The 10,696-nt window shown below is 74.4% G+C and carries 7 protein-coding genes and 1 riboswitch; of the genes, 2 read left to right on the forward strand and 5 right to left on the reverse strand.

Going from position 1 to position 10,696, the window contains the following annotated elements; translation table 11 throughout:
* Positions 1-2: 2 nt before the first annotated feature.
* The 4 genes from ACFXAM_RS04425 to ACFXAM_RS04440 form a co-directional block, all read right to left on the reverse strand.
* Complete coding sequence (locus tag ACFXAM_RS04425) at positions 3-1,721, reverse strand: dipeptide ABC transporter ATP-binding protein (protein WP_380287490.1); 1,719 nt, start codon at positions 1,719-1,721, stop codon at positions 3-5.
* A gap of 30 nt (positions 1,722-1,751) precedes the next feature.
* Positions 1,752-2,744 (reverse strand): ABC transporter permease, encoded by a 993-nt coding sequence (locus tag ACFXAM_RS04430; protein ID WP_380287491.1) that lies wholly within the window; start codon positions 2,742-2,744, stop codon positions 1,752-1,754.
* 102 nt (positions 2,745-2,846) lie between these two features.
* Entirely contained in the window at positions 2,847-4,598 is a 1,752-nt protein-coding gene (locus ACFXAM_RS04435; protein ID WP_380287492.1) for an ABC transporter substrate-binding protein, read from the reverse strand.
* Between the two features lie 81 nt (positions 4,599-4,679).
* On the reverse strand, positions 4,680-5,660 hold the full coding sequence (locus ACFXAM_RS04440) for an ABC transporter permease (protein ID WP_380287493.1): 981 nt from the start codon (positions 5,658-5,660) through the stop codon (positions 4,680-4,682).
* A 317-nt stretch (positions 5,661-5,977) separates the two neighbouring features.
* Positions 5,978-6,075, forward strand: a riboswitch (ZMP/ZTP riboswitch).
* A gap of 21 nt (positions 6,076-6,096) precedes the next feature.
* On the opposite strand from ACFXAM_RS04440, the gene ACFXAM_RS04445 reads away from it, so the two are divergent.
* Positions 6,097-7,554, forward strand: coding sequence for a glycine hydroxymethyltransferase (locus tag ACFXAM_RS04445; protein WP_380287494.1), 1,458 nt, complete (start codon positions 6,097-6,099; stop codon positions 7,552-7,554).
* A gap of 49 nt (positions 7,555-7,603) precedes the next feature.
* On the opposite strand, the gene ACFXAM_RS04450 is transcribed toward ACFXAM_RS04445, so the two are convergent.
* Positions 7,604-9,052, reverse strand: a complete 1,449-nt coding sequence (locus ACFXAM_RS04450) for an aldehyde dehydrogenase family protein (RefSeq protein ID WP_380287495.1) — start codon at positions 9,050-9,052, stop codon at positions 7,604-7,606.
* 521 nt (positions 9,053-9,573) lie between these two features.
* Here ACFXAM_RS04450 and ACFXAM_RS04455 point away from each other — a divergent pair.
* On the forward strand, positions 9,574-10,572 hold the full coding sequence (locus tag ACFXAM_RS04455) for a class I SAM-dependent methyltransferase (RefSeq protein ID WP_380287496.1): 999 nt from the start codon (positions 9,574-9,576) through the stop codon (positions 10,570-10,572).
* Positions 10,573-10,696 lie beyond the last annotated feature (124 nt).

Here is a 10,696-nt window from a genome sequence, read left to right on the forward strand (position 1 = left end):
GCTCAGCGGGCGGCGGCGAGCAGTTCGCGGGTGTACGCGGTGTGCGGGGCGGCGAAGAGCCGGTCCCGCTCGGCGGACTCCACCAGCCGGCCGCGGTGCATCACGGCGACGCGGTCGCAGAAGTGGCGGACCACCGCGAGGTCGTGCGAGACGAACAGGAAGGCGACGCCGAGGCGTTCGCGCAGCTCCATCAGCAGGTTGAGCACCTGGGCCTGGACCGAGACGTCCAGGGCGGAGACCGGTTCGTCGGCGATGATCAGCCGCGGTTCGGGGGCGAGCGCCCGGGCGATCCCGATCCGCTGGCGCTGGCCGCCGGAGAACTCGTGCGGGTAGCGGTCCAGGTGGGCGGCGGACAGGCCGACCTGTTCCAGCAGCTCGGCGGAGCGCTCGCGGCGCTGCCCGGCGTCCAGCGCGGTGTGCAGCCGCAGCGGGGTGTCCAGCGTCTGGGCGACGGTCCGGCGCGGGTTGAGCGAGGCGTACGGGTCCTGGAAGACCAGCTGGACCTCCTTGGCGAGCCGGCGCCGCAGGGCCCGGCCGGGCGCGGTGGCGTCCACGCCGTCGTAGCGCACGGTGCCGGCGGTGGCGGGCTGGAGGCCGGCCAGCACCCGGGAGGTGGTGGACTTCCCGGAGCCGGACTCGCCGACCAGGCCGAGCGTCTCGCCGGGCGCGATGCGCAGGCTGACGCCCTCCACCGCCCGGACCGGTCCGGGCCGTCCGCGCCCCGGGAGCGGCAGGCGCCGGCCGCGGCCGGGGAAGTGCACGCAGAGGTCCTCGACCTCGGCCAGCCAGCGGCCGGACGGCGCCGCGGCCGGCCCGGGGCGGACGGCGGCCCGGGGCGCGGGCGAGGGGTCGTCGACGGTCGGCAGCGGCGCGCCCGGGACGGAGTCCAGGGTGAGCGCGGCCCCCACCAGGGCCCGGGTGTACGGCTCGCGGGGCGCGGCCAGCAGGGCGGCGGTCGGCGCGCTCTCCACCGGCCGGCCGTCGCGCAGCACGAGCGTGCGGTCCGTGGTGCCGGCGACCACCCCGAGGTCGTGGCTGACCAGCAGCACGGCGGTGCCGTGCTCGCGCTGCAGCTCGCCCAGCAGATCCAGCACCTGGCGCTGGACGCGGGCGTCGAGCGCGGTGGTCGGCTCGTCGGCGATCAGCACGTCGGGGTCGTTCATCAGCGCCATCGCGATCATCACGCGCTGGCGCATGCCGCCGGAGAACTGGTGCGGGTAGTCGCGCACCCGGGCGGCCGGGATGCCGACCCGGTCGAGCATCGCCGCCGCCCGCCGGCGGGCCTCGGCGCGGCCCGCGCCGGGGTGGTGCAGCCGGTACATCTCGGCGAGCTGCGCACCGACGCCGTGGAAGGGGCTGAGCGAGGTGAGGGCGTCCTGGAAGACCAGGGCCGCCCGGCCGCCGCGCACCCGCCGCAGCACGGACTCCCCGGCGCCCACCAGCTCCTGCCCGGCCAGCCGGATCGAGCCGGTGACGGTGGTGGTGCGCGGGTCGTGCAGGCCGAGCACGGCGAGCCCGGTGGCGGACTTGCCGGAGCCGGACTCGCCGACCAGGCCGAGGACCTCGCCGCGGGCGAGGTCGAAGGAGAGTCCGCGCACGGCGGCGACCGGGGCGCCGCCGCGCGGGTCGGCGAAGCTGACGCGCAGGTCCCGGACGCTGAGCACCGGCTCGGCGTCCGGCCCGGAGGCCGCGGAGGGGGCGGGGGCGGGGGAGGTGGTCACGGGGAGGGCTCCAGAACGGGACGGGGACGGTCAGCCGAGGCGGATGCGCGGGTCGAGCCAGGCCACCACGAGGTCGGCCAGCGCGACGAACAGCACGACGAAGCAGGCGGCCAGCAGGACGGCGCCGACCACGGCCGGCAGGTCCTGGCCCTCGACGGCCTCGATGGCGAAGCGGCCGACGCCGTTCAGCCCGAACACCGTCTCGGTGATCACCGCGCCGCCGAGCAGCGCCCCCGCCTCCAGGCCGAGCAGCTGGACCAGCGGCCCGGCCGCGCCGCGCGAGGTGTACTTGAGGTGGGCGCGCAGCCGCCCGAGGCCCTTGCCGCGGGCCGTGCGGACGTACTCCTCGTTCATCGTCTCCAGCAGCTGGGAGCGCGACAGCCGGGCGAACACCGCCGAGTTGACGAAGCCGAGGACGATCCAGGGCAGCAGCAGCCCGCCGGCCCAGGCGGCCGGGTCGGTGGCCGGCGGGGTGTAGGAGGGCAGCGGCAGCAGACCGGTGGTGTAGACCAGCCCCCACTGGGCGACGTACCCGAGGAAGTAGATCTGCACGCTCGCGCCGATCAGGGTGAAGCCGGAGAGCAGCTTGTCCGTCCGGGTGCCGTGCCGCAGCGCGGTGACGAAGCCGGTGCCGAGCCCGAACAGGACCAGCACGGCCAGCGCGCCCGCCGCCAGCGACACGGTGACCGGCAGGTGGTCGGCCAGCGCCTCGGTGACCGGCTGGTGCAGCCGGTAGGAGTAGCCGAGGCAGGGCGCGTCGCAGTGGATCGTCGAGCCGTCGACGTCCTGGATGTCCCGGCCGGCGACGATCCCGGTCAGGTAGTCGGCGTACTGGGCGAGCAGCGGCTGGTCCAGGCCCATGCTCGTGCGGACCGCCGCGACCTGGCCGGTGTCGCAGCGCGGGCCGCAGGCGGCCCGGGCGGGGTCGGCGGGGCCGGCGTAGAAGAGGGCGAAGGCGGCGGCGGAGACCGCGGCCAGGACGGCGAGCGCCTGGAGGATCCGCCGCAGGGCGAAGGAGAGCATGGTGGCCGGTCCGGGTTCGGGGGGCGTCGGGGCGGCGGCCCCGCCGCGCGCGCGTTCCCCGTGGGAGGCGCGCGGCGGGACCGTCCGGGGACTTCGGGCGGGTCAGGACTTCAGGTAGAGCCAGGCGAGGCTGACCGTCCCGTAGATCGGGTGGATGAACGCGCCGCCGACGTTGGAGCCGCGCAGCTGGTTGACCGTGGGGTAGGTGAACGGCAGGACCGGCAGGTCCTTCATCACGGTCTGCTCCAGGGCGTACAGCTCCTTGGCCTTGGCGTGCGGCTCGCCGATCTGGTTGATCCGGTCGATCTCCTTGTCCACCTCGGGGTTGCGGTAGCGGGCGGAGTTGAGGTCGCTGCCGGCGCGGCCGTCGAAGGAGAACGGGATCAGGGTGGAGGGCGTCGGCCAGTCGACCGAGCTGGTCTCCTCCCACAGGTCGTACGGGGAGTCGGCGCGGTGCACCTCGTCCAGCAGCGCCTTGGGGTCGACCGGCTTGGGCACGACCGTGATGCCGGCCCGGGCGAAGCCGTCGACCAGCACCTGGGCGACCCGCTGCCCGTTGGGCGTGTTGGCGTAGGCGTAGGTGAGCGCGCCGGGTGCCTGCTTGGCCTTGGCGAGCGCGGCCTTGGCGGCCTCCGGGTCGCCCTCCGGCTTCGCCGGGTCCAGGTCGTACTTCTGCCAGTCGACCAGGGCGGGGGAGCTGAGCGTGGTGGCCAGCTCGCCGGCCCGGGTGCCGCCCTGGACCTGGCGGGCCTGCTGGCGCGGGTAGGCGAGGTTGAGGGCCTTGCGGACCTCGACGTCGGCGACCCGCTCGTTGTTGACCATCAGATAGGTGACGAAGGCGCCCTGCCGGCCGGAGACGACCAGGTCCTTGGCCTTCGGGTCGGTGTCCACGGTCTGGTACAGCTCGGGGGAGAGCACGGTCGCCGCGGTGGTGGCGTTCTCGCCGCCGTCGCGCCCGGAGAGGATCTCCTGGTTGATGTTCAGCGCCTCCTTCCCGAAGGTGAAGACGAACTTCTCCGGGTACTGGCTGCGGATCGGGTCGGTCTCCGGCTTCCAGTGCGGGTTGCGCTCCAGCACCATCCGGGTGTTCTGGACGTGCTCGACGATCCGGTACGGCCCGGTGGCGAAGGGCTGGCGGTCGTAGTCGGTGCCGGTGTCCTTGTCCTGGCGCACGGGCGAGGAGGAGGACTGCGCGGCCATGTACGGCACGTCGGCCTGCGGCTGCGGGAAGCGGAAGACGACGGTGCGCTCGTCCGGGGTCTCGATCGCGGCGAGGTCGCCGTCCTGCGGGCCGCCGTACTTCTTGCGGGCGTCCTCGTAGCTGGCCTCGCCGGTCAGCCACTGCGGCCAGTACGGCGGGCCGACCTCGTAGCCCTTGCCGAAGGAGCGCTCGATGCCGTACTTCACCTGCCGGGAGGTGATCGGCTGGCCGTCCTCCCAGGCCAGGCCCTCCTTCAGCCGGTACGTCCAGGTCCGGCCGCCGTCGCTCGGGGTGCCGGTGTCGGTGGCGAGGTCGCCGACCAGCTTGGCCTTCCCGTCGACCACCTGGTACTGGGTCAGCTGGCGGCCCCAGAGCAGCGAGGTGTTGTAGGTGGCGCCCGCGTACACCTTCTGCGGGTCGAGGTGGCGGAAGTCGGTGGCGTTGTAGACGTTCACCGTGCCGCCCTGGCGGGCCCCGGCGACGGCGGGGGCCGGGCCGGCGCTCTCCTGCTCGGTGCCGAGCGCGGCGGTCAGCGGCGAGGTGTCCTTGGCCGCGCCGGTGGCGCCGGAGGAGCCGGTGCCGGCGCCGGCCGAGCAGGAGGTCGCCAGCAGGGCGGTCGCGAGGACGGCGAGGGACGGTCTGATCCAGCGCATGGCGAATCTCTCCTTGCCCCGGGGCTCCGGGGCGGGTCGGGTGAACGGGTGGAACGGTGAGGGTGGTGGTGGCGCGGGGCCTCAGCGGGCGGCGCGCGGGTCCAGGGCGTCCCGGACGGCGTCGCCGAGCAGGTTGAAGGCGAGCACGAAGAGCAGCAGCGCGGTGCCGGGGAAGACCATGTACGTCGGGTCGGCCTGGAAGACCTCGGAGCCGCGGGAGATCATCCGGCCCCAGTCCGGGACCGGCTCGTTGACGCCCACGCCGAGGAAGGACAGCACCGCTTCGGAGGCGACGAACGCCGGCACCGCCATGGTGGCGTGCACCAGCAGCTGCGCCCGGACGTTCGGCAGGAGTTCGCGCAGGACGATGTGGAATCCGCTCGCCCCGAGGGCCCGGGCGGACTGCACGAAATCCCTTTCCCGGAGCGACCGGACGGTGGCGCGCAGGGAAAGCGCCAGCGGAATCCAGCCGAACGCGGAGAAGACCAGGACGAGCACCAGGAACTGCATCCACTCCGGTTCCGCGGTGCCCGGATCGACCAGCCGGGACTGCACCACCGGGCTGAGCGCGAGCAGCAGGAGCAGCGTCGGGAAGGCCAGCAGGACGTTCGACAGGAAGCCGAAGAGCCGGTCGGTGATCCCGCCGAGGTAGCCGACCGCGACGCCGGCCAGCACCCCGAGGGTGGTGGTGACGGCGGCCGAGACGAAGGCGATCAGCAGCGAGGTGCGGATGCCGTAGAGCAGCTGGGTGAACACGTCGCGCCCGAGGCCGGGCTCCAGGCCGAACCAGAACTCCCCGGAGATTCCGCCGTTCGGCGCGACGGGCAGGCCGCCGTCGCTGAGCAGGCCGGGCGTGTTCTGGCCGTAGTGCTCGGTGGGGTTCTTGCCGTACAGCGCGGCGATCAGCGGGGCCGCCAGGGCGAGCAGCAGGAACAGGAGGACCACGCCGAGCGCCACGGCCCCGGTGCGGTCGCGGCAGACGCGGCGCAGCAGTCCCGCCGGGGCGGGTGCCGGGGGCGGTGCCGGGGCGTCCGGCGCTGCGACTTGTTCGACCACTGCCATGAGAGGCGTACTCCCCGAATTCTGTGCCGCCCCGTGGGTGAGGGTGCGTCGACGTGCATTTCCGGCCGGTCCTTCCGGGGGTTTCCCGGAGGGCCGGCAGGCGTCATCAGATCGGACCGGAAGGGGTTTTCGCAAATCATTCCGACGGTGGTCGCGGAGTGGTTCGGACCCTTTGTTTCGGGAATTGTGACGGCTTCATTCCGCCGCAATACTGCTGTAGCAGGAGAACGGACATAGCCGGGCAAAGTGCATGTCATGTCCGCTGCCGTCCCGTATGGTGAGATGTCCGCCACAGGCCGTCCGGCGTTGGTACGATTCCGGCGGGCCGCGACTGGCGCGCACGGATGGAATCGACCATCGGGAAGCGGCCCCGTGCCGGATCACGACGCAGTTGCCGAGCGCCTGGGCCCCCCGACCTCCCCACCAGGAGACCGCCATGGCCCCGCAGCCGCACACGGCCGCCACCCCCGCCGCCAACACCGCCTTCCGTTCCGCCCTCGACGTGGTCCGTGAGGTCGAGCCGCGGATCGCCGCCGCCATCGGCCAGGAGATCGACGACCAGCGCGCCTCGCTCAAGCTCATCGCCAGCGAGAACTACGCCTCCCCGGCCGTCCTGCTCGCCATGGGCAACTGGCTCAGCGACAAGTACGCCGAGGGCACCGCCGGCCGCCGCTTCTACGCCGGCTGCCGCAACGTCGACACCGTCGAGACCATCGCCGCCGAGCACGCCCGCGCCCTCTTCGGCGCCGACCACGCCTACGTCCAGCCGCACTCCGGTATCGACGCCAACCTCACCGCCTTCTGGGCCGTCCTCTCCCAGCGGGTGGAGAGCCCCGCCCTGGAGCGCGCCAAGGTCCGCAACGTCAACGACCTCACCGAGCAGGACTGGGCCGAACTGCGCCGGGACCTGGGCAACCAGCGCATGCTCGGCATGTCCCTGGACACCGGCGGCCACCTCACCCACGGCTTCCGCCCCAACATCTCCGGCAAGATGTTCGAGCAGCGCAGCTACGGCACCGACCCGGCCACCGGCCTGATCGACTACGACGCGCTGCGCGCCACCGCCCGCGAGTTCCGCCCGCTGATCCTGGTGGCCGGCTACTCCGCGTACCCGCGGCTGGTGAACTTCGCCCGGATGCGCGAGATCGCCGACGAGGTCGGCGCCACCCTGATGGTCGACATGGCGCACTTCGCCGGCCTGGTCGCGGGCAAGGTGCTCACCGGCGACTTCGACCCGGTGCCGCATGCCGACATCGTCACCACGACCACCCACAAGTCGCTGCGCGGCCCGCGCGGCGGCGCGGTGCTGTGCACCTCCGCACTCGCCGAGCACGTCGACCGCGGCTGCCCGCTGGTCCTCGGCGGCCCGCTCTCGCACGTCATGGCCGCCAAGGCGGTCGCCTTCGCGGAGGCCCGCCGCCCCGAGTTCCGCGCCTACGCCCGGCAGGTCGTCGACAACGCCCAGGCGCTCGCCGAGGGCCTGCTGCGCCGCGGCGGCACGCTCGTCACCGGCGGCACCGACAACCACCTGGTGCTCGCCGACGTCTCCGGCCACGGCCTGACCGGCCGCCAGGCCGAGGCCGCGCTGCTCGACTCCGGCGTCGTCACCAACCGCAACTCCGTCCCGCAGGACCCGAACGGCGCCTGGTACACCTCCGGCGTGCGGATCGGCACCCCGGCGCTCACCACCCGCGGCCTCGGCACCGCCGAGATGGACGAGATCGCGGCCCTCATCGACACCGTGCTGCGCGCCACCACCCCGGCCCTCACCGCCTCCGGTGCGCCCTCCAAGGCCCAGTACGCCCTGGACCCGGCGGTTGCCGAGGGCGTCGCCAAGCGCGCCGCCGACCTGCTCTCCGGCTTCCCCCTCTACCCGGGCGTCGACCTGGCCTGACCCCCTGCCGCCGCCCGGCCGGGTCCGTCCCGGCCGGGCCCGCGGCCGGTCAGTACTGGAGCGCCTTGTACTGCAGGAACTCCTCCAGGCCGTGGCGGCCCAGCTCGCGGCCGAGGCCCGAGTTCTTGTAACCGCCGAACGGTGCCAGGGGGTTGAAGCGGGCGCCGTTGAGGTGGACCTGGCCGGCGTCCAGGCGGCGGGCGAAGCGGGCGGCGGTGTCGGTGTCGGCCGCCCAGACCCCGCCGGCCAGGCCGTACTCGGTGCCGTTGGCCAGCTCGGCGGCGTGGTCCTCGTCGTCGTACGCCAGGATCGCCAGCACCGGCCCGAACACCTCCTCCTGGGCCACCGTCATGTCCGGGGTGACGTCGGCGAGCACCGTCGGCCGCACGTAGAAGCCGGCCGTCAGGCCGTCCGGGGCCTCGGCGCCGCCGGCCGCCAGGCGGGCGCCCTCGGCGAGCGCACCGTCGATGTAGCCGCGCACCCGCTCGCGCTGGCGGGCGCTGACCACCGGCCCGATCCGGGTCGCCGGGTCCGCCGGATCGCCCGGGACGTAGCCGTCGGCCGCCTTCGCGGCGAGCGCCACCGCCTCCTCGTACTGGTCGCGGTGGACCAGCAGCCTGCTCCACGCACTGCAGGTCTGGCCGGAGTTGGCGCACACGTTGGCGACGTTGGCCTTCACCGCGCGGGCCAGGTCGGCGCCCGGCAGCACCACGTTGGCGGACTTGCCGCCCAGCTCCAGGGCCACCCTCTTGATGCCGCGCCCGGCCGTCTCGGCGACCGTCCGCCCGACCGCCGTCGAGCCGGTGAACGAGACCACGTCCACTCCCGGGTGGGCCGCCAGCGCCGCGCCCGCCACCGCGCCGGTCCCGGTCACCAGGTTGAACACCCCGGCGGGGAAGCCCGCCGCGTCCACCAGCCGGGCGAACAGCCGGGCCACCAGCGGGGTGTCCTCGGCGGGCTTGAGCACCACCGGGCAGCCGGCCCCCAGCGCGGGCACCACCTTGGCGGCGATCTGGTGCAGCGGATAGTTCCACGGCGTGATCGCCGCGACCACCCCGGCGGGCTCGGCGTGCACCACCGAATGGCCGATCCGCTCCTCGAACGGGTACCCGGCCAGCAGCTCCAGGTACGAGTCGGTGACCGTGAGCGGCAGGGTGGCCTGCACCGAGGTGGCGAAGCCGATCGGCGCGCCCAGCTCGGCCGAGACGGTGGCGGCGATCTCCTCCTGGTGCGCGGCCAGGCCGTCCCGCAGCCGGGTCAGCGGCACCAGCCGCTCGGCGACGGTGGTCGTGCCCCAGGCGCGCGCCGCCCGGCGGGCCGCCGCGACGGCGGCGTCGACGTCCGCCGCGCCGCCGGCCGGGACGGTGGCGAGCAGGCGCTCGGTCGCCGGGTCGAGCACCGGGATCGACCCCTGGTCCAGGGCGGGCCGCCAGGCGCCGTCGACGTACTGATCGGTGTACTCGGCGTACCCCTCGGCCCGGTCCGTCTCGCCCGCCATGTGCTGCCCTTTCGTGCCGATTCCACTGGATTCCACTGGCCCCCGCGACCCCCGCCGGCCCTTCGTACGGCCGGTCCCGGACCAGTCAACGGTGCGCGCACCGGGGGTGCAAGGACCGGGCCGCCCCCGGGCCCGGTCGGTGCCGGACCGGCCTCCCCCGGGGACGCCGACCGGGTGAAGGTCATCTCCTCTGATGATGACAAATCGGGTGGCCCGGTTGCAGTATGGACGAACCGTCGGCCGTTCGCTGCGGATCCGTCAAGTACGCCCACAAATGGCCGGGCGGCGGAATTCTTCTTCACGAGTCCGCCCAACTCCGCCCGGCGGCGAGTAGATTGCAGCGCACTCGGGCGTGCCGGACCACGGTTGGCGGCAGGTCGGGTCCTGTCCACGCGCCTGGGCGCCACTCCGCCCGGGCCGGTGTGCCGGCGAGGACCGTCGGCCGCCGACCGCCGGGGACCGGCCCTTCCGAGCCCGGAGATCCTGCCCATGGTCGTTCGTCCCGTCTTAGGAGCCGCCCCGTGAACGACGCCGCACGCAGTGCCGACCAGCAGCCGGCGGAGCCGGCGGTGCTCGACGACGTTCCCGGCTGGTTCTGGGACCAGGACCGTCACCTCTTCGACTGGTTCCTCGGCCGCCAGGAGAAGGCGGGCTTCACCGGGGACCTCCTGGAGATGGGCGCCTACCTGGGCCGCAGCGCGATCGTCATCGGCGCACACCTCCAGGCGGCCGAGACCTTCACGGTCTGCGACCTCTTCGACTCCGCGGCGCCGGACGACGAGAACGCCGCCGAGATGGACAACTCCTACCGCAGGACGCTGACCCGCACCGCCTTCGAGACCAACTACCTCTCCTTCCACGACCGGCTGCCGGAGATCATCCAGGCCACCACCTCGACGCTGGCCGGCGGCCGCATCCCGCCCGGGGCTTTCCGGTTCATCCACATCGACGCCTCGCACCTCTACGAGCACGTCGCCGGCGACCTCCAGGTGGCCCGGACCGCGCTCGCGCCGGAGGGCGTCGTGGTGCTGGACGACTACCGCTCGGAGCACACCCCGGGCGTCGCCGCCGCCACCTGGGAGGCGGTGTTCAACCACGGCCTGCGGCCCGTCGTGCTCACCGAGAGCAAGTTCTACGGCACCTGGGGCGACCCCGGGCCCGCCCAGCTCGACCTGCTGGCCCGCCGCGGCACCCTGCCCCACTGCGACATCACCACCGAGACGCTCGCCGGGCACCGGCTGGTCCGGATCAGCGGCAGCGACGAGGGCGCCGAGCCGTTCCGGCCCTCCCGCCACCACGCCCGGCTCTCCGTCGAGGCCGAGCGCCGGGAGAGCGCCCGGGCCGCCGAGGACGCCCTGCGCACCGCCGAGCGCGAGCGCGACGAGGCCGTCCGCGACCTGGCCGAGCGCCGGGCCCGGGCCGCCGAGCGCCGCCGTCCCGCCAATGTCGCCAAGCGCGCGGTGGGCGACCTGCTGCCGCCCGTGGTCACCTCCGCCATCCGCCGCGCCCGGCGCGGCTGACCCTCCCGCCCCCGCGGCCGGCGGGGGCCGCCCCCCCCCCCCCCCCCGGGGGGCGGGCCCGCGCGGGCGGCCCCGGCGCCCGGGGGCGGCCCGCCCGCCCGGCGGGGGGGCGGGGGCGCCCGCG

The organism is Kitasatospora sp. NPDC059462 (genome assembly GCF_042749955.1).
Taxonomy (GTDB): domain Bacteria; phylum Actinomycetota; class Actinomycetes; order Streptomycetales; family Streptomycetaceae; genus Kitasatospora.